Below are 21,700 nucleotides of genomic sequence, written 5' to 3' on the forward strand. Positions count from 1 at the left end.
CGACGCTCTTCCGATCTGCTGTCGGAACCGCCGTCGGCCCGGCCATCGGTCCTGCCGCCGGTCCCGCCATCGGTCCCGCCGTCCGTCCGGTCGCCTCGCCTCCGTCGTCCGTGACCGTGAGGCGGGCGCGCTCGGGCCCGCCGGTCACACGGATCTCGCAGCGCGTCGCGGACGCGTGCCGGACGACGTTCGTGACCGCCTCCCGCACCACCCAGCCGAGCAGCGCCTCGGCCCGCGGCGGTAGCGGAGGGCCCGAGCGGGACACGGCCGGCTCGACACCGGCCGCCGTCAGCACCGACCGCGCCCGGTCGAACTCGGTTTCGAGGCTGCCCTCGCGGTATCCGGTCACGGCCTCGCGGATCTCGGTGAGCGCCTGACGGCCGACCGACTCGATGTCGGAGATCTGGCCGAGCGACGCCTCCAGGTCCAAAGGGGCGAGCCGTCTCGCCGCCTCCGCCTTCACGACGACCACCGACATCGTGTGTCCCAGCAGGTCGTGCAGATCACGCGAGAAACGCATCCGCTCCTTCTCCACCGCCTGCCGCGCCAACTCCTCGCGGGCCTCCCGCAACTCCCGCACGGCCTCGGAGAGCGAGAGGATCGCCGCCGTCACCATCGTCGACAGGAACGTGGTGTATCCGACGGTGATCGCGTCCCAGCCGACGCGCAGCGCCGCCACGGCGGCGGCGAGCCCCGTCAGCGCGAGGGCGACCTGTCCGACGCGCGGTCCGCGGGCGATGGCGCCGACCGCGAGCCCGAGCAGCGGGAAGAGCGACAGCCAGCTGTCCCCGTAGGCGCCGCCGAGCCCACACGTCAGGAGCGTCATCGCGGCGAGCGCGACACGGGTCGAGGCCGCCCTCCGGGTCCGCTGGTGGAATGCCCTGAACACCACATAGATGTAGAGGGAGTTGAAGGCGAGCAGGCCGGCGCCGCCGATCCAGGGATCGGGAGTCCCGCCCTGGAACAGGTTCGACAGGGCGCCCAGGCCCATCAGCAGCCACGGCATCAGCGAGTAGCCGGTGGGCGGCGGGCCCAGGTGCTCGGCGGCATCGCCGCACGCGCCTCGTCTCTGTCGCGTCGAATCCCCTGTGGTCATGGCACAGACGGTACGCAGCGCGGGGCGGGCCCGGCAGATGCGGTTGTCCGCACCTGGGCGGTACAAATGTCACGCCCGCGGTTCCTGACGTGGTGTCAGAAGTCTGGGCCCCGCCCCTTCCAAACCCGCGCGCGCTTGGCTATACATGAGGATCGCCGGGCGGAATGGAACAGGTTCTAGCGATGGTTCCTGGAACCGCGTCCGCGGCCCGCCGCCCGGCCCGTGACGACCTCGGCGCGACCGACGGTGCGGACGGCCGCGCCGAGGTCTTGCCGGGACCGGCCCGACCGACCGCCCCTAGGAGCGCCCGCCCCATGCCGATCGACCCCGCCAAGGCCCTCGCCGCCGAACCCAGGACCGCCGAGATCTCCTGGGACCACAAGGACGTCCAGCTCTACCACCTGGGCCTCGGCGCGGGCACGCCCGCCACCGACCCCGGCGAGCTGCGCTACACCCTTGAGTCGAAGCTCCACGTCCTGCCCAGCTTCGCCACGGTCGCGGGAGCCGGCATGGCGATGATGGGCGGGCTCGCCGCGCCCGGCATCGACGTGAACCTCGCGCACGTGCTGCACGGCGGCCAGACCATCCAGTTGCACCGCGCCATCCCCGTCAAGGGCGAGGCCCGTACGACCGCCCGCGTCGCCGCCGTCCACGACAAGACGAAGGCGGCCGTCGTCGTGCTGCGCACCGAAGTCGCCGACGCGGACGGCCCGCTGTGGACGAGCGAAGCGCAGATCTTCATCCGCGGTGAGGGCGGCTTCGGTGGCGACCGCGGCCCCTCCGGCCGCACCGAGCCCCCCGCCCGCGAGCCCGACCGGACCGTCGACCGGGCCATCCGCGAGGACCAGGCCCTCCTCTACCGCCTCTCCGGCGACTGGAACCCGCTGCACGCGGACCCCGAGTTCGCCAAGCTCGCCGGGTTCGACCGGCCGATCCTGCACGGCCTGTGCTCGTACGGCATGACGCTCAAGGCCGTCGTGGACACGCTGTTGGACGGCGACGTCTCCCGTGTCACCCGCTACACCACCCGGTTCGCGGGCGTCGTCTTTCCCGGCGAGACACTCCGCATCCGCATGTGGCGGGAGCCGGGCCGGATCCAGGTGACCGTGACGGCCGTCGAGCGGGACGAGGCGCCGGTGCTCGCGGACACGATCGTCGACCACACCTGAGGCGCCCCACCGCCCACCGCCCCCCCCCCCCCCGCCAGCTGCCAGCCGTCAGGCAAAGGAGCCGCACGCCATGCGAGCAGCCGTACTGCACGAGACAGGCCAGGACAAACTTGAGGTACTGGACGACGTCGAAGCGGTCGGCTTCGGCCCGGGAAAGGTGAGAATCCGGATCCGCGCCACGGGCCTGTGCCACTCCGACGTCTCGGCGATGAACGGGGTGCTGCCGCAGCCCGCCCCGTTCGTCCCCGGCCACGAGGGCGCGGGCGAGATCACCGAGGTCGGCGACGGGGTGACCGGCCTGGCGGTCGGTCAGCGGGTGCTCGTGTGCTGGCTTCCCGCCTGCGGCGCCTGTCCGGCCTGCAAGCGCGGGCAGACCCATCTGTGCCTCGCCGGATTCATGAACGCGGGCACTCCCAACTTCAAGCGTCCGGGCGCCAGTCCGGCTGACGTGTTCGGCTTCGCGGGAACCGGGACGTTCGCCGAGGAGGTCGTCGTCTTTGCGGGCTGCGCGGTACCGATCCCCGACGACGTGCCGTTCGACATCGCCGCGCTCATCGGCTGCGGCGTCACCACGGGCCTCGGCGCGGCCATCAACACGGCGGACGTGGAGGCCGGTTCGTCGGTCGCGGTCATCGGCTGCGGCGGCGTCGGCGTCTCGGCCATCCAGGGCGCCCGGGTCAAGGGCGCGGCACAGATCGTGGCGGTCGACCCGGTCGCGTCGCGGCGCGAGGCGGCGCTCCACTTCGGGGCGACGGAGGCGGTCGCACCGGACGAACTCGCCGACGCCAAACGGCGGATCACCGCCGACGAGGGCTTCGACTACGTCTTCGAGGTCGTCGGCAGGTCGGCGACGGCCCGCACGGCGTACGAGACGACCCGCCGCGGCGGCACGCTGTGCGTGGTCGGCGCGGGCGCGCTCGACGACTTCCTCCAACTCAACATGTTCGAGCTGTTCTTCGACGAGAAGAAGATCCTCCCGTCGATGTACGGGGGCGGGGACGTCACGCGTTCCTACGAGCGGGCGATCGCGCTCTGGCGGGCGGGCCGCATCGACCTGGAGTCCCTCATCACCCACCGGGTCCCGCTGGCGCAGATCAACGAGGCGCTGGACCAGATGCGTACAGGTACGGCGCTGCGCACGTGCATCGAGCTGTAGAGGCGCGGGGTCGTGGCTGATCCGTGGCTCCGCCACGGGGCGTGACCGGCCGCGACCACCCCGAGCCAGGCAAACGCACCAGAACCCCCGACGGCGAGAGGACCCCGCACCATGCCCACGTCCACGTCCGAGCCGCTCAAGGGCCGCACGGCGATCGTCACCGGCGCGGGCCGCGGTCTGGGCCGCGCCGAGGCCCTGGAACTCGCCCGCCTGGGCGCGTCCGTGGTCGTCAACGACTTCGGCCGGCCCGGCCGGGACGGCACGGGAGCCGCGGACGCGGGCCCCGCCGAACAGGTGGCCCGGGAGATCCGCGCAGACGGCGGCACCGCGACAGTCCACACGGGCGACGTGGCCGACCACCAACAGGCCGAGGAACTCGTCCAGTTGGCCACGGACACCTACGGCCGACTGGACATCCTGGTCAACAACGCCGGGATCCTGCGCGACCGCATGCTCTTCTCGATGACCGAGGACGAATGGGACTCGGTCATCCGTGTCCACCTCAAGGGCCACTTCAACACGAGCCACTTCGCTGCCCGCCACTGGCGCGACCGCTCGAAACGGGAGGGCGGCCCGGTCTACGGCCGTGTCATCAACACGTCGTCCGAGGCATACCTCGCGGGCTCCGCCGGACAGCCCAACTACGCCGCCGCCAAGGGCGGCATCGTCGGCCTGACCACCTCCACCGCCCTGGCCCTCGCCAAGTACGGGGTCACCGCCAACGTCATCTGCCCGCGCGCCCGCACCCGTATGACCGAGGACGTCTTCGCCGGGTTCGGCGAACCGGAGGCCGGTCGGCTCGACCCGCTCTCGCCCCGGCACGTCGCCCCGCTCGTCGGCTACCTCGCCTCACCCGCCGCCGCGAACGTCAACGGCCAGCTGCTCGTCGTGCACGGCGGCATGGTCGCCGTCGTCGAACGGCCCAGAATCCAGGCGAAGTTCGACACCGCCCAGGACGTGTTCACATACGACGAGCTCGACGCGCTGCTCACCCCGCACTACAAGGACCGGCCGCCGAACGAGACCTTCGCGGCGGCGGAGGTGCTCGGCCTCAGACACGGCTGACCGGCGGTCGGCCCTCGGCGGCGCTCTCCTACTCCTCCTCGGCGCGCGAGCCGCGATGCCGCCCGCGCGGCTCCGGCCGCTCGCCCTGCGCGGCCGACGCCGTGACCGGCGTGCCGCGGTGGCGCCCGGAACCGGAGGCGACCCGATCCCGTGCCCGCGCCGCCGCGTCCGCCGTGGCGTCCGTACCGTGGTTGTCGTTCTCCGCCATCGGGAAACTCACCCCGTATCCCCGTACAAGATCCATCAGTTGCAGCCGGGCGAGTCTAACCGCCCGTCCTGCGGCCACCGAGGGGTGCCTGCCCCAGTGGCACGGGGCGCGGGGCCGCGGGCTCGGCGGGGGCGGCCGGGCGCCGCGGGCACGGCTCGGGAGCGGGAACGCGGGCGACACCGCAGGGCACGGTGTCGGTCGCGTACGGAAGGGACAGCACACCGTCCCGAGACCAGAACCCACACCCCGTCAGCCAGCCTGCGGGAGCGGCGAGTTGATGCAGCACGCCGTCCGACGGGCGCCACACGCCGAGCCAGGACGCCGTACTCTCCTCGGGCCCGTCCACGCGCAGCGCCACCGCGCACTGCTCCGGCAGCAGCGTCTGTCCCGGCTGCGCGGCGAACGGCGTCACCGCGCAGTCCGGTACGCGCAGCGCCCGCGGGAAGCGGATCGGCAGGGTCGAGCCGAGCACGCCCCAGCCCAGGCGCGGGCGGCCCGGCTCGGCGGCGTCGGAGCGCAGCACGATCAGACCGCTGTCCAGGTCGGCCAGGAGCAGCCGGTCCTCGCTCTCCTCCGTGATCTGCAACAGCGGCGTGACCTCGCCCCCGCGCTCCAGGTCCACCGCCACCGTCTTGACCGGCCCGCCGCCTTCCGGGCCCGCGCGGTCGAGGGCGAGCAGCCGCGCGTCCCGGTCCAGCCACACCCCGCCCGAGCAGCGCCCCGGCACCCGGGCCACCCGCTCGGGCCCGAACGCGCCGCCCGCCACCAGCCACACGTCCGTCGTCCCGTCACCGGGCGCCAGCGCGTAGGCCAGCCGTCCGTCCGGCGCGGGCGGCAGCAGCGTCAACTCGGCGCACTCGACGGCGCCCAGCGGCACCTCGCCGGTGCCGGGACCGGTCGGATAGAGCAGCGCGAACAGGTGGCGGCCCGCGGCCTCGCGGTGGACCAGCACCCGCCCGTCGGCCAGCGGGAGGACCGCCGTGTCCGGTTCCTCGGGCTGGTTGCGGGGGAGTGGCACCGCGTACGGCTCGGGGCCGTCGAGCGTCCAGCGCTCGGGAAACCATGCGGCGGGTGTGCCGTGCGTGGCGCCGGTGTGCGCGAGCCGGGCAGCGTACGACGCGTCCGCCGCGATCACGCAGCCGGGCCGCGGCGTCCGGGGCCGGCTCTCCGTCGAGGGCTCGATGGCCAGGGCCGTCATGGGGTCGCTCACCTCCGTCTGTCTCGGCCGAAGCTAGTTTTCGTACGTACCTCCGTGGCATCCACCACCCACCTCTTCACACCAAAGGGTGGTGTTGTCCGGATTCTGCTGAAAGGCGAGTGCCTGGTGTGCTGACGGCGGCTGTGTGTAGCCGTTCGCCGCTGTCCTCAAGGCCGGGCTTGGAGGGGCGCCGGGCGGCGCGGGTAACCTGTGTGCGTGCCCCGTCTGTCTGAAGTAACCGCCGCGCTCGACGCCCTCTGGCCGCCCGCCCTCGCCGAGGGATGGGACGCGGTCGGCACGGTCGCCGGCGACCCGGACGCGCAGGTGAGCCGGGTCCTGTTCGCCGTCGACCCGGTCCGGGAGATCGTCGACGAGGCGGTCACGCTCGGCGCCGACCTGCTGGTCACCCACCACCCGCTCTACCTGCGCGGTACGACGACGGTCGCGGCGTCGACCTTCAAGGGCAAGGTCGTCCACACCCTGATCAAGAACGACATCGCGCTGCACGTCGCGCACACCAACGCCGACAAGGCCGACCCCGGCGTGAGCGACGCCCTCGCCGGAGCCCTGGACGTCCGGGTCGTACGCCCCCTCGTCCCCGACCCGTCCGACCCCTCGGGCCGCCGGGGCCTCGGCCGGATCTGCGAGCTCGAACACCCGCTGACCCTGCGCGAGCTCGCGGGCCGCGCCGCCGAGCGGCTGCCCGCCACCGCGCAGGGCATCCGGGTCGCCGGCGACCTGGACGCGACGGTCCGCACGGTCGCCGTCTCGGGCGGCTCCGGCGACAGTCTCTTCGACGCCGTGCGCGCCGCGGGCGTGGACGCCTTCCTCACCGCGGACCTGCGCCACCACCCGGCGAGCGAGGCCCGCGAGGCCGTGTCCGTCTCCGCCGTGCCCCTCGCGCTGCTCGACGCGGCACACTGGGCCACCGAGTGGCCCTGGTGCGAGTTGGCCGCCGCCCAGCTCGACGAGGTCTCCGACCGTGAGGGATGGGACCTTCGCGTCCACGTCTCCAGGACGGTCACCGACCCCTGGACCGCCCACGCGGCGTCGTCCCCGGCATCCGTACCCACCCTGTCTACTCTGGGAGCCCCCAACTGAACGCCGCGCCCGCCGACCAGATCCGCCTTCTCGACGTCCAGGAACTGGACGTACGGCTCCAGCAGCTGACGCACAAGAAGAAGTCGCTGCCCGAGCACGCCGAGATCGAGTCGCTCACCAAGGACCTCACGCAGCTGCGTGATCTCCACGTCGCCGCGACGACCGAGGAGAGCGACTGCGCCCGCGAACAGACCAAGGCCGAGCAGGACGTCGACCAGGTCCGCCAGCGCGCCGCCCGTGACCAGAAGCGTCTCGACTCCGGCGCGGTCACCTCTCCGAAGGACCTGGAGAACCTCCAGAAGGAGATCGCCTCGCTCGCCAGGCGCCAGGGCGACCTGGAGGACATCGTCCTGGAGGTCATGGAGCGCCGGGAGTCCGCGCAGGAGCGCGTCGAGGAGCTCGCCGGGCGCCTCGCCTCGGTCCAGTCGAAGATCGACGACGCGACGGCCCGCCGCGACGAGGCGTCGGCCGGCATCGACGCCGAGCTGGCGTCCGTGACCAAGCAGCGCGAGGTCGTCGCGGGCTCGGTCCCGGCCGACCTGCTTCGGCTCTACGACAAGCTGCGCGAGCAGCAGGGCGGCATCGGCGCGGCCAAGCTGTACCAGCGCCGCTGTGAGGGCTGCCGCCTGGAACTGAACATCACGGAGCTCAACGACGTCCGTGCCGCCGCCCCCGACACGGTCCTGCGCTGCGAGAACTGCCGCCGCATCCTGGTGCGTACGTCGGAGTCGGGGCTGTAACGGCCGTGGGGCCGGGGGCCGGGGCACCCAAAAGGGGCGTGGGGAAGGGCGTGACAAGCCACGACGGCGAGCAGCCGAGCGACGGCAGCGCCTCCACGGCGCGAGGTCGCCCGGACGCACCCCCGGACCTGGGCACCCCGACCACCCTGCTCCTCCTCCGCCACGGCGAAACCGCACTGACCCCGCAGAGGCGCTTCTCCGGCAGCGGCGCGGCCCACGGCGCCGACCCGGAACTCTCCGCGACGGGCCGTGCCCAGGCGGCGCGCGCGGCAGCGGCCCTGGCCGCGAGGAAGACCGCGGTCGACACGATCGTGACCTCGCCCCTGCGCCGCTGCCGCGAGACGGCTCAGGCCGCCGCCGCGCACCTGAGCCTGCCCGTACACGTCGAAGAAGACCTGCGGGAAACGGACTTCGGGGCGTGGGAGGGCCTGACCTTCGGCGAGGTCGGCCGCCAGTACCCGGCCGACCTCGAAGCCTGGCTGGCCTCGCCCGAGGCGGAACCGACCGGCGGGGGCGAGAGCTTCCTGACCGTCGCGGAGCGGGTCGCGACCGCCCGGGACCGGCTCGCGCAGAGGCACCGGGGCCGCACCGTCCTGGTGGTCAGCCACGTCACCCCGGTCAAGACGCTGGTCAGGCTGGCCCTCGGCGCCCCGCCCGAGGCGATGTTCCGCATGGACCTGGCGGCGGCGTCCCTGACGGAGATCGCGTACTACGCGGACGGCAACGCGACGCTGCGCACGCTGAACGAGACCGCGCACCTGAGGTGACCGGCGCGCCGTCCGGCGCCACCGGCTCGCCGGCAACCACGGCCCCGACCGCGACCGCCGCGACGCGACCGCCTCAGGCGAGCGCGGCGGCCTCCCGGGCCAGCGCCTCCACCCGCCCCCAGTCCTTGGCGGCGACGGCATCCGCCGGAAGCATCCAACTCCCGCCCACACAGCCGACGTTGGGCAGCGCCAGATATGACGGCGCGGAGGACGGCGAGACCCCGCCCGTGGGGCAGAACCGGGCCTGCGGCAGCGGACCCGCGAGGGATTTCAGGTAGGCCGTCCCACCCGCGGCCTCCGCCGGGAAGAACTTCATCTCGCGCACCCCGCGTTCCAGCAGCGCCACGACCTCCGTCGTCGTCGAGACCCCCGGCAGGAACGGCACACCGGACCCCGCCATCGCGTCGAGCAGCGCGTCCGTCCAGCCGGGACCGACCAGGAACCGGGCCCCGGCCGCGACGGCGTCGGCGACGTTCGCCGCGCAGATCACGGTGCCCGCCCCGACCACGGCGCCCGGCACCTCGTCGCCCATCGCCCGGATCGCGTCGAGCGCCGCGGCGGTCCGCAGCGTCACCTCGATCGCGGGCAGCCCGCCCGCGACCAGCGCCCGCGCGAGCGGCACCGCGTCGGCGGCGTCCTCCACCACGACGACGGGGACGACGGGGGCGAGATCGAGCACGGAAGCAGCGTCACAGGGAGCCATGCGTGCATCCTGACGCCGCCGTGCGGCATGCGCAAAGGTCATTGCACATGCCGCAACGGCTCGGCGGTGGCAGGAGCTCTCCCGCACCCCGGAGCGGCTCAGTGCACGTCGTCCACCAGCACATCGAGACCCCACGGCCGCCCGGCCTTCGCAGGCGCCTCGGCCTCCACCACGTACCCCAGGTCCCGCAGTACGTCGACCAGCTCGGCCGGAGAACCGGGCTCGGCCCCAGCCGTGAGGAGAGAGCGCACGATCCGCCCCTTGGTCGCCTTGTTGAAGTGCGAGACGACCTTCCGGGTCGGCGCGTGCAGCACCCGCACCGTCGCCGTCCGCTCCGCGACACCGCCGTCGGCGGGCTTGGGCTTCCACGCGGCCGCGTACGCCGCCGACCGCAGGTCGAGTACGAGACCGTCCCCGGCGGCCCGGGGCATCACCTCCGCCATCGGCGCCCGCCAGAACGCGCCGAGCGCGCCGAGCCCCGGCAGCTTCACCCCCATCGAGCAGCGGTAGGACGGGATCCGGTCGGTGACTCGCACGGCGCCCCACAGCCCGGAGAAGACGAGCAGCGACCGCGCGGCCCGCTTCGTGGCGGCGGCGTCGAGCGAACCCAGGTCGAGGGCGTCGTACAGCACACCCGTGTAGATCTCCCCCGCGGGACGGGCCCCGGCCGTGCGCAGCCGCGCGTTCTTGCCGACCTCGCCGCGCAGCCCCTCGCTCAGGCCGAGCACCTCGCGCGCCTTCTCCTCGTCGGCGGCGCACAGCTCGACCAGCTCGTCCAGGACGGCGGCCCGCGCCTCGGCGAGCCCCGGCAGCGAAAGACCCTCCGGCTTCAGCGGCGCCCCGCCTCCGGAAGCGGCCTTACCCTCCGACGGCGGCAACAGGACAAGCACGGTCTCTCCTCAGGGACGACAGGCGACAGCGGCAGCGGCGGCAGTGGCGCGGCACCGACGGCGCCGCTGCCCGACCGCCCAGCGTACGGCGTGCCACCGCGCCACCGGAGACCTACGCTCGACCCATGCCCCACCGCCACCTCCGTGTGACCGGCGCGGCGCAGGCGCCCCTCGGCGCGGTGCTGCGCGACCTACGTGCCCAGCTGGACGTGCCGGAGCGGTTCCCGGCCGATGTGCTCGCCGAGGCGGAGCGCGTCGCGGCCGATCCACCGCGCCTGCCCGACCGTGACGAGACGGCGATCCCCTTCTTCACGGTCGACCCTCCTACCTCCACCGACCTGGACCAGGCCATGCACCTGTCCCGGCGCCACGGCGGCGGCTACCGCGTGCGGTACGCCATCGCCGACGTCGCCGCGTTCGTCACCCCGGGCGGCCCCCTCGACGCGGAGGCCCACCGCCGCGTCACCACCCTCTACTTCCCGGACGAGCGGGTTCCGCTGCACCCCACCGAGCTCAGCGAGGGCGCGGCGAGCCTGCTGCCCGACCAGACCCGCCCGGCCGTGCTGTGGACCATCGACCTGGACGCCGACGGCCGCACCGAGACCACCGACGTCGTACGCGCCCTCGTCCGCAGCCGCGCCAAGCTCGACTACGACGGTGTGCAGAAGGCCGTCGACGCGGGCACCGCCGAGGAACCGGTGGCGCTGCTCAAGGACATCGGCCGGCTGCGCGAGGCCCTGGAGGTGGAGCGCGGCGGCATCTCCCTCAACGTCCCCGAGCAGGAGATCGTCGCGCGCGACGGCACATACGCGCTCGACTACCGCGCCCCGCTGCCCGCCGACGGCTGGAACGCCCAGATCAGCCTGCTCACCGGCATGGCCGCGGCCGGACTGATGCTGGCCTGCGGCACCGGCATCCTGCGCACGCTGCCCGCCGCCCCCGACGGTGCGGTCGGCCGCCTGCGCCGCACCGCGACGGCGCTGGGCATCGACTGGCCGCACCATGTCCCGTACGCACGGCTCGTCCGCTCCCTCGACCCCCGGCAACCGCACCACGCCGCGTTCCTCCAGGAGTGCACGACGCTGCTGCGCGGCGCCGGATACACCGCGTTCGACGGCGGCGACACCCCGCCCCTGGCCACGCACGCCGCCGTCGCCGCGCCCTACGCCCACTGCACGGCGCCGCTGCGCCGTCTCGTCGACCGGTACGCGTCGGAGCTGTGCCTGGCCGCGTGCGCGGGGCAGGACCCGCCGGACTGGGTGCGGGCCGCGCTGCCGCGGCTGCCCAGCGAGATGGCCGAGGGCACGCGCCGGGCGGGCACCGTGGAGCGCGAGTGTGTCGACATCGTCGAGGCGGCGGTGATGAAGCACCGGATCGGCGAGACGTTCGACGCGGTCGTCGTGGACGTGAAGGAGAACGAACCGACGGTAGGGACTGTGCAGTTGACCGACCGGGCGGTCGTGGCACGGGTCGAGGCCGGCTACCGAGACGAGGGCCAGGCCGGGAGGCGGGCCGAGGGAGAGGGCGAGGGCCAGGGAGAGGGAGAGGGCGGAACCGCGGGCGGCGTCGGCGTCATCGGCACCGCCGCCGCACAGCTTCCGCTGGGGGAGCGGCTGAGGGTGCGGCTCACACAGGCCGATCCGGGACGGGCGAAGGTTCTGTTCGTGCCCGCGTGAGCCGCTGTCCGAGCAGCCGCACCAGCCGGTCGGGCTCCTCGGCGTGCAGTCGTACGACGGTGACCTCCCTGGCCCGCCCGAAAGCCGTGAAGTGCGTCACGGGCCCGGTCAGTTCCAGGGTCACACTGGTCCTCGCCCCCACGTCGAGATCGAGCTCACCCTCCCGCGCCGGATGGCTGAACCGGTTCTCGCGCTGCACGGCGGCGATCAGCGTCACGGGTATCGACAGATCCACGCGCAGCCCGCGCCGTACGCGCAGCGTGTCGGCGCAGAGCACGTGCGGCCGGGTCACACAGACGGCGTGCGCACCGAGCACGAGCAGCACGGTGTAGACGTCGAAAGGAAGGACGATCCGGTGCAGTGAGGGCGCGTCGCGCAGCAGCACCCACACCCCGAAGGCCTCGACGAAGTACACGAACGTCATCGCGTACATGAGGGCGGCCTGCTCACGCGCGTACGCGAAGACCTCGGCCCCCGCCGGGACCGCGTGCCGCCGCCGCGCCGCCCACATCCACAGGTCGCCAAGGCGCCGCCCTTCGTTCGCGACGCCCCGCCGCAGAACGCGCACCCACCCCGAGCTCACTCCGCACCCCCTTCTTCTTCCTGCCCGGTCGCGCGCAGGGCGAGCCGGACGGCCTCGGCCTGGGCGGGGGAGAGGTCGGCGAGGAAGGAGTCGAGCAGCGCACCGGCCCGCCCGCCGACGGCATCGCCACGAGGAGTGGCGGGTGCCCCGGAAGGGAGCAGGGCGGACAGGGCCCGTGCCGCTTCGCCCACCCGGGGATCGTCCGGCGCCACGTCGGCCAGGGCGTCGAACCGCGCGTACACCTCGCGGGCCGTGGCGAGCGCCGCGGGATCCTCGAACGAGGGCCGCAGCGCGGACATCAGCTCCTCGCGCGCCTCGGGCGAGACGTTGGTGTCGACGAGGGCGAGGAACTCACGGTCCTTGGCGGCCATCGCCGACTCGCCACGCAGCTGCCCCAGTTCACCACCGAAGAGCTCGGCCAGCTCGCCCGACACGGGCCCCTCGGCGGGCAGCCGCCCCCGCTCGGCGTCGGACAACAACGTCCGCAGCCGCTCCCGCCGCTCCCGGATCTCGCGTTCCTGGCGCGCCAGGTCCGCGTCGAGCTCGCCGAGCACCTCGACGAGGTCCCGCCCCGCGTCGTCCGCGAGCACGTCCCGTACCTCCGCGAGCCCGAGCCCCAGCTCGGTCAGCCGCCGGATCCGGGCCAGCTCGACGGCGTGCCGAGCCCCGTACTCCCGGTACCCGTTCCCCAGCCGCTCGGGCTCCGGCAACAGTCCGAGGTGGTGATAGTGCCTGATGGCACGCGTGGTCACGCCGACGATCCCGGCCAGCTCTCCGATCCGCATGGCCCCAGTAGAAACGTTGACGCTACGGCAGGGTCAAGCGCGACCGCCCCGACCCGTCGGCCCAGGTAGGATGGCGGACACGGCAGACGAGCCGGGCGGACGGCCGCGTGGGGTCCCTTTCGGAGCCCCCCGAGGAACGTCCGGGCTCCACAGGGCAAGGTGGTGGCTAACGGCCACCCGGGGTGACCCGCGGGACAGTGCCACAGAAAGCAGACCGCCCTGCGCTTCGGCGCCGGGTAAGGGTGAAACGGTGGTGTAAGAGACCACCAGCGCCTGAGGTGACTCAGGCGGCTAGGTAAACCCCACTTGGAGCAAGGTCAAGAGGGAGCGCCTCTTCGGAAGAGAAGGCACTCCTGCGCGGACGTTCGAGGGCTGCCCGCCCGAGTCCGCGGGTAGACCGCACGAGGCCGGTGGCAACACCGGCCCTAGATGGATGGCCGTCGCCCCGGCCGCCGGGAGGCGACCGGGGAACAGAACCCGGCGTACAGCCCGACTCGTCTGCCGCTCAGGGCCTTCGGCCAGCGTTTTCGCTGGCCGAAGGCCCTCTTTCGTCGAAATCGACCGTTGGCTAGACTCCGCTCCGTTCGGGTTCAGACCAGGTTCATGGCTACGTACGTAGCCATGAAAGTTGCCATGGCACGGCAGGGCGCGGGACTCCTCGATACGAGTCCCGACCTGCGGTAGGACGCATGACGCATCTGGCCCGCGGGCACGACCCGATAGGCTTCTTCGCCTGGAAAGTGCCTCCGGCGGTGGCGGGAACAAGGAACTCGGCAATCCTCATTCTCGCTGGTCAGAGGTCCTTTCTGGTTCACGATCACCAGTCGGACAACCGACCCTGTGACAGCGCGAGGTTAGGAAGCCATGCGAACATCGGAGCATCCGCGTGTCTTCGCCTCGAGCTCGGCGAAGGCCTTCAGTGCCGTGTTGCCGAATCGGGCGGAGTAGTGAGAGATCGGGAAGGTGTCGGTGTCACGGTCGTAGAGGTGGTACAGCACGAACACGGCACGCTGAGCTGACTGGGGACACTGGGCCGTGGCCCAGGCGTAGTCCTTGTCTTCGTGGGAGGGGCCGAAGCCCTTCTTCAACTGATCGCCCTGGCTTGCCAGGAAGTCTTTGGCGAAGGCCCCGTAGTAGGCGAACAGACCGTATCCGGGCTTCTTTTCCGGCGTCGTGAGATAACAGTTGACCTGCGGAGTGTGTGCGTCCGCGGGGTACTCCAGCGCGTCAGGCACTCCATTTCGGACCGCCGTTGAAGCAAGATCCCGCAGTGCCGCGCAGGAGCCCTGAGCCGCCTTCAACGACTTGGCTGAACCCGGCTTCCCGAGCTGGGAGACCGAAACTTGAGTGAGACGGCTGCCCGCCTTCGCGTGGCAGCCGTACTTCTCCGCTGCCTTCTCAGCAGTTTCAGTCGTCACTCGGCCCAAGCCGGTCAAAGCCGTACTGCTCGACGCTCCGTACAGATCGCCGTAGGCCACCAGAGCCTTGTTCTTCTCGTTCGTGCAATCGAGCGTGACCATGCTCTGCCAGGTGCCGTTGTGCCTCAGTACACCTGGCCAGCCATTGCCGAGGGGGGCTGCTTGTCCCTTGACGCCGTTGTAGTTGTCGTCGTACCAGGCAAGGCTGCCGGACGGGGGCGCGTCACTGCTCCAGCGAAGGGTGACCCGAAGAGCGCGCCCCGACCCGGACTCGGCTGTCTTCACGTAACAGTCGGCCAAAGAACCCCGGCTTTCGTCTGAGTCGGCCCGCAGGCTTGTGGTACCCAGAGCCGCCTTGAGCCCTCCCTGCGCCAGCGCGCCGTCGCACGCCTGATCCAAGGACCGGTCGTCCCGCCAGGAATCAAACGTACCGGTGCCGTACAGCACCAGGGCCACGATCCCGAGGGCCAGAACGAGCGCCAAAGCGGCCCATCCCACGCGGATCCGTCGGTTGCTGGAGTTGGTCTGCATCGTGCTCATTCTGTCGGATGCCGTTCATGCGGGAGTCAGCGGTCGGCTCGCAGGGTGTCGAGCGTGTGGTTACGACCCCAGTCGTACTGGTCCTGACCCGAGTGCACGAAGGACTTTGTCCAGTCGCTGTCAATGCCGTGCCCGCGGCTGTCGCCCCAAGCCCTGACCATGTGTTCCACATCGTGAAGGCCGGAATCGTAGCGCTTGGCGTTCGCCTCGGTGGCCTTGGTGACGGCTTCGGCTACGTGCTCCTTGTTGGACTCGTACGCCCACACGTCGATGGCCTTTGCTCCGAGGTCTCCTGCGGGCGAGAGATCGGATACGGGATTGAACATCATTGCGGTGTTGTAAGAGGTGCCGAGGCCGTGATTGAAGTCGGCGGCCCACTGCTGCATGTGGAACCGCTTGTCGAAGAAGACGTCCGACCGGACGCCGTCGTAGGCACCCATGGCGCGTGAGGACTCGACGATCCGGTCCGTGATCGTCTTGTCGTCGGCGTTCGCAGGGATGTGCTGCAGGACATCGTGTGAGTATCGCTGTTCGGCGCCGTAGAGATGGCCGAAGACTTGTGGATGGTCGGCGATACCGCGCATCACTGCGGCGAGGCGTTGGTGGCCCACAGCCATGTGTGCCCCGTCCTTGTTGCTCCAGACTTGCCCTGGGCTGTCCCAGTCGATGTCGGAGTGTGAGTCTGACGCGGCGAAGATGTCATGTGTATCGGGTGTGTACGACGTCAGGATGTGCGCAAGTGGTTTGGCTAGATTCTCCGGCAGGTGTTGCGCGTTCCCGTCCGTGGCCAAAGTGTTGATGGTGTGCTGCAGGATGCGAGCCTGCGGCTCAGTGTGCTCTGCGATTGCGTGATAAGAGCCTGGCGCGTCGCCGGTCGTGGCAGCTTCCAGCGCGGCGCCGAGCCCCTTGCGGACGTCGCCGTCCTCTGCCATGACCGGCATGCCGATCGTGGTGCCGCCCGGCGGGGTCGCGTAGTGGTCGATGACCGTGTCCCAGTCCCGCTCGTGGAGGAGGTACTTGAGGTTGTCGTTGTGTGCCGGGTCCAGGTACTCGGTGCTGGTCTTGGGGTCTTCGGACATGATGCCGAGGACGCCGTCGAGCGGGTCATTGGCGAACCAGCCACGGTCCTTGCCGCTGAAGTTGTCCCGAAGGGCCCAGATGGATTCGGTGTTGCCCTTGCTGAAGTAGGACTCTTCCGCGTGCCGGACGTCGTCCGCGGTGTCCTCGAGGAACTGACCGGAGTAACCGTGTCCCTGCTGCATGAGCGTGACCAAGCTCTGGTAGCCGCGGACCTTCTCGTCCGGAAGCGGGCTGAGGCCGTCGACCTTGAACTGCTCGGAACCCGCCTTCTTCATCTCCTCACGGAAGCGCTTGTAGAAGGCGGAGTGAGGGTCGCGGGTCGCGGTAGCCAGTGTCGTCGCGAGACCGTGCTCGAGATCCTTGTACCGGTCGGCGTGCTTCTTGTCGTCGTAGTGGCCGAGGCTCTCGAGGTTGTTGGACAGCTTCAGCGTCCCCCGCGCCCCGAGCTCATCGAGCAGGGTCTGGCTGAATGCCTTGTTGTCCGAGTTGTCACGGAACAGCCGCTGCAGCTCTTTGTAGTCAGCCGCAGTCGCCTTCCCTGAGTCGATGCGCATCGAAATGTCCTTGGCCTCGTCGGCCTCGTACTTCTCGATGTCGCCCTTCGCCTTGCCGTTGAAGCCGTTCGTAGTGCCGTCGTTGGGATCGGAGTCCTTCACGACCCCCTTGAACGCGACCTCGACACCCTCATCAGCGTCGGTCACGTCCTTCACGCACCGGTCGATGCGGTGCTGCCACGATTCGACGGTATTCCTGACGCTCTCTTGGTAGTCGGGGTCGTGCGCCAGAGCCTGATGCTCGCCCTGGGTGAGCTTGCTGTAGTCGTACGAGACATAGCCCTGATCCGACACCTTCATGCCGGCCTTGATGGCCTCGTCCCGGGCCGTCTTCAACTTCTTCTGGAGGTCCACGAACTGTGCATGCGCGTCACGGAAAAGTGAGGCGATCGCTTTGACCTCGACCTGAGCGTTCTGGAACTCCTTGAGCGTGATGTCGAAGGTGCGGTTGGCTGCGTCCGCACTCAACCCCGACCACGTCGGCCCCATGGATATGCCGTGCACGTCCCGCCGGTACGCCGTTTCCTGTTTGTGGAACTCTTTGGCCATGCCGTCCCACCGCTCGGCCGCGGTGGTGAGCGTGGACAGGTCCGTGGTCATGATCTCGTGATACGTCGGCATGGTTCCCCCTTGGCCGTGCTCGTCGACGGTAGAGCTGGCCTGGTCGATCTCAGAAATTGTCCAGCGATGACGAGCCGCGCACCTGGTTGCGGACCCCGAAGTCTGTGCTCTGCAGGACGTTGTTGGCTCCCCGCAGGGACGTCTTCTCTGATGCGAGCCGGTTCATCAGGTTCTGCACCTGTTCATCCCACTTCTTGTGGGCCTTCTTGACTGCGGAAGACGTCACCCAGCCATGACCGTCCTTTGCGTCGAACGCCTTGACGACGGCTCCGGTCTGGTCGTCAGCCCAGTTCCCGGCCTTCTTCGTGTCCGGCTCGATGTGCTGCTCGATGGCGTTGGCGGCCGCCTTCTTCTCGGCAGGCGAGGACGCAAGGTTTTTCTGACCGCCGCCGGGAGCCCCTGGGGGGCTGGCCGTGCTGCTCGGGTCGGCTGGAAACTGGTTGAGCCGCATCTGTGTCGACTCGTTGCCTGTCGCCATGGGTGTCTACTTTCCCCCTCGCGTGTTGAACCTCGCGTGTTCATCTGGATACGGAAATGGCCCGGCCTGAGCAGGCCTGGTGGATGCTGCCTGGGATCGTCGACGACTGCGCACGACAGCGAATACGGCCACTACGCCCAGGAGCACGGCCGCTCCGATTCCCAGGCCGACCCACAGTCCGGTGTTGCTGCTCTGCTTGTTCGAGGTTGTGGAGTCATCCGGCTTCTGAGCTTCATCGGTCTTCGAGGAGCCAGCGGCCCCTGCGGACGGAGAGGATGACGGCGTGGCCGCAGCGAGGTCTGGCAGCGGGTACTTGTTCGCTGGACCCGGATCGCCCGGGTTCTTCAGGGCGACCCGGGGGCGGACGATGCCGTAGCCGATGGAGTTGGTGCGCTTGGAGCCGTCGACCGGGGCACCGATGGTGTTCAGCATGACGCGCAGGACCTGGTTGTTCGTCCACTTCGGGTGGGCGGACCAGATCAAGGCTGCGCTGGCGGAGGCGATTGCGGTGGCGTCGCTCGTGCCGTGCCCGCGGCACAGGTGCGTCTTGCTGGTGCAGGCCGCGACCATGTCCTCGCCGGGCGCGGCCATGTCCACCTGCGGCCCGTACTCGGACTCCTCGGTTCGTTTGAGGTCCTTGCCGACGGCGGCGACTCCGACCACACCGGGCGTAGCCGCCGGGTACTCGGTCAGGTTCCCCGCGTTCCCGCTGTTACCCACCGCAGCGAAGATGAGCGAGCCTTTGTTCAGCGCGTAGCGGACGGCGCTGGACAGTTGCGTGGATCCGGCTGTCGCCCCCTGCGAGATGTTGATCACCTGTGCGCCCGCGTCTGCGGCGTACCGGATGCCTTTCGCGACTGCGCCGATGAGCTGCTTGTTGCCCTGGGTCTGGGTAAGCCCTTCGGACCGGGGCAGGCGGACGGGCAGGATTCGTGCGCCGGGCGCGAGCCCGAAGGCGCCCGTGCCTCCCGCGTTCGAGCCCGAGCCGGCGATGAGCCCCGCCATATTGGTGCCGTGGCCGTCGTAGTCGGTGTGCTGACCGCCCGGCTTGTTCGTCGCCAGGTCCTCGCCCTTGAGAACTCGGCCCTTGAGATCGGGATGGTCTGCATCGACTCCAGTGTCGATCACTGCAACGGTGATGCCCTTGCCGGTGCTGGTCTGCCACATCTGGTCGGCCTTCATGGCGTCCAGGAACCACTGCTTCGAGCGGGCCGACTGGGCCTGCGCCGGTGCAGCCGCAGCGCCTGCCAGGAGCAGGCCGGAGAGGGCGGAGGCCGCCGCCCAGCGACGGAGAGATCGGCTACGGCTGGTGAGCATGGGGAGGGGGCTGCTTTCTCCGCGAGGGTTTCAGTCGATGGTCGGGGGAACGATACGACGCCGGTCCGGGGGGAGCCATGTCTCCTCGTCCTCGGTCGCATAGCCCGAAGGGCCGCCGTTCCGGTTGCCGGAGTGAGGCGTCGACGGCTGTACGTGCTGTGCCGTCCGGGCTCCACCGGCACTCGACGGGGGGCGCTGGGTTCCCTTGCGGCCGGCCGAGGCCGGCGTACCTCCGGCGACACCGTCGCCCGAGGTCGCCGCACTCCCCGGAACAGCACGTCGCGGAGCGGGGCCACCCGGCGTGGTGGTGCGCACCGGGCTGCGGGCGCCCGAACCGGCGGCGCTGCTGCTCCGGCCAGGAACGGGCCCCTCGGCGCCGCTCGACCTCGGTCGGCCTGCTGTCTCCTGGCCGGTAACCGGACGCTGCGGTCCCGTGCTTCTGGCGGTGCCGCCGATCGGGCCGCGGGCGCCGGTGCGAGAGTTCGGTTCCTCCTCGCCGACGACCGTTCCTCGGAACGGCCGGGCGGGCGTGCCACGGCCTGGGGTCGGCTGCGAGGGGCGGCCGCCGTGGATGCCGTTGGAATTGGCCGGAAGGCGTCCCGATGGAGTTCCCGCGGGACCACGTCCGGTGGCGGGCGACGGACGGCCCTCGGTGAACCGCGGTGTGCCCGGCGTCGTTCGTCCCGCCGTGGGTCCAGTGGCGCGCGCCGATCCAGCGGCGCGACCTGGCTGCGTCCCCTCGACCGGAGCTGTCGGCGGCTTCGGCATGCGGCTGCTGAACGCGCTGCGCCCGCCCGGCCCCGCGACCGTGGTCGGTGGCATCGGGGGCGTCGGCGTGATCGTGCTGCTCGAGGATGGGCCCTGGGCAGGCGGCGCGGGCACGTGGGCGGACGGCCCCGGTGCTGTATCTGGCGGCAGCGTGCCCACAGAGTCGACGTCCATACGTGCGGGTGGCTCCACAGAGGGCGCGGTCGGAGACCTGTCGGCGCCGGGCGATTGCGGAAGCGCAGCAGACGCGTGAACCGTGCGCGAACCGCCGATGTGAGTGTCCGGAGAGGGCGTGGCGGAAGAGCTGCCAGCGGGGGGCACAGTCCCTGAGCCTGACCTCGCACCACCGGAGTTCGGCTCAGTGACGGCTGAACCGCGGTCTCCGACACTGCTCGGCACGACCGCCTCCGGGGGCGGCGGCAGCTTCGGCCGTGTCAGCGCGTTCATCTGCTCCGCCGACTGTTCGTAGGACTGACCGAGTTTGGTCATCTCGTCGGCCGCCTGCTGCCGTACCGCTTCCCTGCGCGCGGTGGCCTTGGTGAGGATGTCAGCCGATGCCGGGTCGTTCGGCGCGGACTTCGCGGCGTCGATGTCGGCCTGGGCGCCGCCGTCGTCGCGCGGGATGGACGACTGCGTACGGTGGATCGCCTCGGCGGCCTGGGACAGGAAACGGCCGGAATCGGCGCTGAAGTCGCTGAGCCTGAGCGTGGCGTTGGCCAGGTCCCCAGCCCAGGTGCGGAAGGAGTCCGCGCCGTCGCCCTTCCACTCCACGTACTGCGGACGTGTCTTGAGCTCGGAGGCGATCTTCTCGATCTCCTTGGCTGCCGCCGTCAGTTTTGACGCACCAGTCTCGACCACGGCCGGGTTCGCCTGGTCCAGCCAGGCCAGCATCTCCTCGTGGGACATGCCGTCGAACGGATTGCCACCCATCTCAGATCGTTCCCGCCGTCTCGCCGCCCGACGACTGGGCCGTCGGCTTCTGCGCGCCCTGCGTCTGGCCGTCGGAATCGCCCGATCCGTGCGACTTGGGCAGGTCGGGAACGTACTTGCCGCCGTAGCTCTTCGTCGTCTCCGTCGTGATCGCGTGAAGCCGGTCACGGACGTCCTGGTCCACGTTCGTGTAGCCCTTGTGCGAGGCGAGTACCGCCAGGCTCATGCCCTCGATCGAGTCAGACAGCAGCTTGGACAGCTTCTCCAGCTCGCTGATGACCTTGGCGTGTGCCGAGCCGAGGCCGTCGGCCGCGCCCCAGGCGCCATGACCGCCGCCGAAGTGCGCGCGCGTGGGCTGGTCGGTGCTCATCTGGTGGGCGCTGGCCGGTGAGTCCTTCAGGTCGCGGATGAGCTCGTCGATGCGCTTGCGGAAATCTGTGAACGACGTCAACTCGGTGACGATGTCCATAGCGGCCCCCGCCGCCGCCCCGAGAGCCCCCGAGACCCAGGAAAACGCGCTGCTGTCGCCGTCCGCCGCCTGCCTGGACACGACGAACCTCCCCCACCATGAACGTGAATACGACCGCCGCGCATGTGACGATCGAATCCGTACTCCCGAACCAACCCTATGCGACGGTAGTGGCGGGCGATCCTGGCGGCTTGAGTATCCATACCTAGACGGCTGGAGTTGGCGTGAATCGATCGCTGGAAGGAAGGCTCTCGTGGCCTCATGGCGCTGATGCCGAACGTTTCAGGTCGTGCTTCGGACTGGCGCGTCAAGCGGAAGATTTCAAGTCCAGTGAGACGGTTGTGACGCTATGAGGTTTGTGGTGCGGGTTCCCTGCGCTTGGCCGGGT

The 21,700-nt window shown here is 70.7% G+C and carries 18 protein-coding genes, 1 other RNA gene and 1 pseudogene; 8 read left to right on the forward strand and 12 right to left on the reverse strand.

Annotated elements, in window-relative coordinates; all coding sequences use genetic code 11:
* The coding region (locus OFY01_RS02695) for a sensor histidine kinase (protein WP_266595917.1) at positions 1 to 1,096 on the reverse strand (1,096 nt) is incomplete at its 3' end.
* Between the two features lie 314 nt (positions 1,097 to 1,410).
* On the opposite strand from OFY01_RS02695, the gene OFY01_RS02700 reads away from it, so the two are divergent.
* From OFY01_RS02700 to OFY01_RS02710, 3 genes are all read left to right on the forward strand, one after another.
* Positions 1,411 to 2,265, forward strand: a complete 855-nt coding sequence (locus OFY01_RS02700) for a MaoC/PaaZ C-terminal domain-containing protein (protein ID WP_266595919.1) — start codon at positions 1,411 to 1,413, stop codon at positions 2,263 to 2,265.
* 70 nt (positions 2,266 to 2,335) lie between these two features.
* Positions 2,336 to 3,421 (forward strand): Zn-dependent alcohol dehydrogenase, encoded by a 1,086-nt coding sequence (locus tag OFY01_RS02705; protein ID WP_266595921.1) that lies wholly within the window; start codon positions 2,336 to 2,338, stop codon positions 3,419 to 3,421.
* Positions 3,422 to 3,532: 111 nt separating this feature from the next.
* Entirely contained in the window at positions 3,533 to 4,486 is a 954-nt protein-coding gene (locus tag OFY01_RS02710) for a 3-oxoacyl-ACP reductase (RefSeq protein WP_266595923.1), read from the forward strand.
* 28 nt (positions 4,487 to 4,514) lie between these two features.
* Here OFY01_RS02710 and OFY01_RS02715 read toward each other — a convergent pair whose 3' ends face one another.
* Positions 4,515 to 4,694 (reverse strand): hypothetical protein, encoded by a 180-nt coding sequence (locus tag OFY01_RS02715; protein ID WP_266595924.1) that lies wholly within the window; start codon positions 4,692 to 4,694, stop codon positions 4,515 to 4,517.
* A 55-nt stretch (positions 4,695 to 4,749) separates the two neighbouring features.
* Positions 4,750 to 5,892 (reverse strand): hypothetical protein, encoded by a 1,143-nt coding sequence (locus OFY01_RS02720; RefSeq protein ID WP_266595947.1) that lies wholly within the window; start codon positions 5,890 to 5,892, stop codon positions 4,750 to 4,752.
* A gap of 216 nt (positions 5,893 to 6,108) precedes the next feature.
* Here OFY01_RS02720 and OFY01_RS02725 point away from each other — a divergent pair, with 216 nt between their 5' ends.
* The 3 genes and pseudogenes from OFY01_RS02725 to OFY01_RS02735 all read left to right on the forward strand — a co-directional run.
* Complete coding sequence (locus OFY01_RS02725; protein WP_266595925.1) at positions 6,109 to 6,993, forward strand: Nif3-like dinuclear metal center hexameric protein; 885 nt, start codon at positions 6,109 to 6,111, stop codon at positions 6,991 to 6,993.
* Positions 6,990 to 7,733, forward strand: a complete 744-nt coding sequence (locus OFY01_RS02730) for a zinc ribbon domain-containing protein (RefSeq protein WP_266595948.1) — start codon at positions 6,990 to 6,992, stop codon at positions 7,731 to 7,733. The genes OFY01_RS02725 and OFY01_RS02730 overlap by 4 nt, the downstream gene beginning before the upstream one ends.
* Positions 7,616 to 8,500, forward strand: a pseudogene (locus OFY01_RS02735) (histidine phosphatase family protein); the annotation flags it as partial. The gene OFY01_RS02730 and the pseudogene OFY01_RS02735, both read left to right, overlap by 118 nt.
* A gap of 73 nt (positions 8,501 to 8,573) precedes the next feature.
* Here OFY01_RS02735 and eda read toward each other — a convergent pair.
* Both eda and yaaA read right to left on the reverse strand, forming a co-directional pair.
* Positions 8,574 to 9,203, reverse strand: a complete 630-nt coding sequence (eda, locus tag OFY01_RS02740) for a bifunctional 4-hydroxy-2-oxoglutarate aldolase/2-dehydro-3-deoxy-phosphogluconate aldolase (protein ID WP_266595927.1) — start codon at positions 9,201 to 9,203, stop codon at positions 8,574 to 8,576.
* A gap of 98 nt (positions 9,204 to 9,301) precedes the next feature.
* Positions 9,302 to 10,093 (reverse strand): peroxide stress protein YaaA, encoded by a 792-nt coding sequence (gene yaaA / locus OFY01_RS02745; protein ID WP_266595929.1) that lies wholly within the window; start codon positions 10,091 to 10,093, stop codon positions 9,302 to 9,304.
* A 125-nt stretch (positions 10,094 to 10,218) separates the two neighbouring features.
* On the opposite strand from yaaA, the gene OFY01_RS02750 reads away from it, so the two are divergent.
* Positions 10,219 to 11,769 carry an RNB domain-containing ribonuclease gene (locus tag OFY01_RS02750; protein WP_266595931.1) on the forward strand — a complete coding sequence of 517 codons (1,551 nt, stop codon included), beginning with the start codon at positions 10,219 to 10,221 and terminating at the stop codon, positions 11,767 to 11,769.
* On the opposite strand, the gene OFY01_RS02755 is transcribed toward OFY01_RS02750, so the two are convergent.
* The gene (locus OFY01_RS02755; protein WP_266595933.1) at positions 11,720 to 12,337 is read right to left on the reverse strand and encodes a hypothetical protein; all 618 of its coding nucleotides are present in this window, start codon (positions 12,335 to 12,337) and stop codon (positions 11,720 to 11,722) included. The genes OFY01_RS02750 and OFY01_RS02755 overlap by 50 nt on opposite strands.
* Before the next feature lie 11 nt (positions 12,338 to 12,348).
* Complete coding sequence (locus tag OFY01_RS02760) at positions 12,349 to 13,137, reverse strand: MerR family transcriptional regulator (protein ID WP_266595935.1); 789 nt, start codon at positions 13,135 to 13,137, stop codon at positions 12,349 to 12,351.
* An 87-nt stretch (positions 13,138 to 13,224) separates the two neighbouring features.
* Between OFY01_RS02760 and rnpB the strand changes: the two genes are divergently transcribed.
* Positions 13,225 to 13,638: RNase P RNA component class A (gene rnpB, locus OFY01_RS02765), an RNA gene on the forward strand.
* A gap of 353 nt (positions 13,639 to 13,991) precedes the next feature.
* Here the strand turns inward: rnpB and OFY01_RS02770 are convergent.
* From OFY01_RS02770 to OFY01_RS02790, 5 genes are all read right to left on the reverse strand, one after another.
* Positions 13,992 to 15,086: a hypothetical protein gene (locus tag OFY01_RS02770; protein WP_266595937.1), complete on the reverse strand. Its 1,095-nt coding sequence runs from the start codon at positions 15,084 to 15,086 to the stop codon at positions 13,992 to 13,994.
* Between the two features lie 35 nt (positions 15,087 to 15,121).
* Positions 15,122 to 17,329, reverse strand: coding sequence for a DUF6571 family protein (locus tag OFY01_RS02775; RefSeq protein ID WP_266595939.1), 2,208 nt, complete (start codon positions 17,327 to 17,329; stop codon positions 15,122 to 15,124).
* 70 nt (positions 17,330 to 17,399) lie between these two features.
* The gene (locus OFY01_RS02780; RefSeq protein WP_266595941.1) at positions 17,400 to 17,828 is read right to left on the reverse strand and encodes a hypothetical protein; all 429 of its coding nucleotides are present in this window, start codon (positions 17,826 to 17,828) and stop codon (positions 17,400 to 17,402) included.
* Positions 17,829 to 17,834: 6 nt separating this feature from the next.
* Positions 17,835 to 19,145 (reverse strand): type VII secretion-associated serine protease mycosin, encoded by a 1,311-nt coding sequence (mycP, locus tag OFY01_RS02785; protein ID WP_266595943.1) that lies wholly within the window; start codon positions 19,143 to 19,145, stop codon positions 17,835 to 17,837.
* 1,699 nt (positions 19,146 to 20,844) lie between these two features.
* On the reverse strand, positions 20,845 to 21,393 hold the full coding sequence (locus OFY01_RS02790) for a hypothetical protein (RefSeq protein ID WP_266595945.1): 549 nt from the start codon (positions 21,391 to 21,393) through the stop codon (positions 20,845 to 20,847).
* Positions 21,394 to 21,700 lie beyond the last annotated feature (307 nt).

Source organism: Streptomyces beihaiensis, assembly GCF_026274175.1.
GTDB lineage: Bacteria > Actinomycetota > Actinomycetes > Streptomycetales > Streptomycetaceae > Streptomyces > Streptomyces beihaiensis.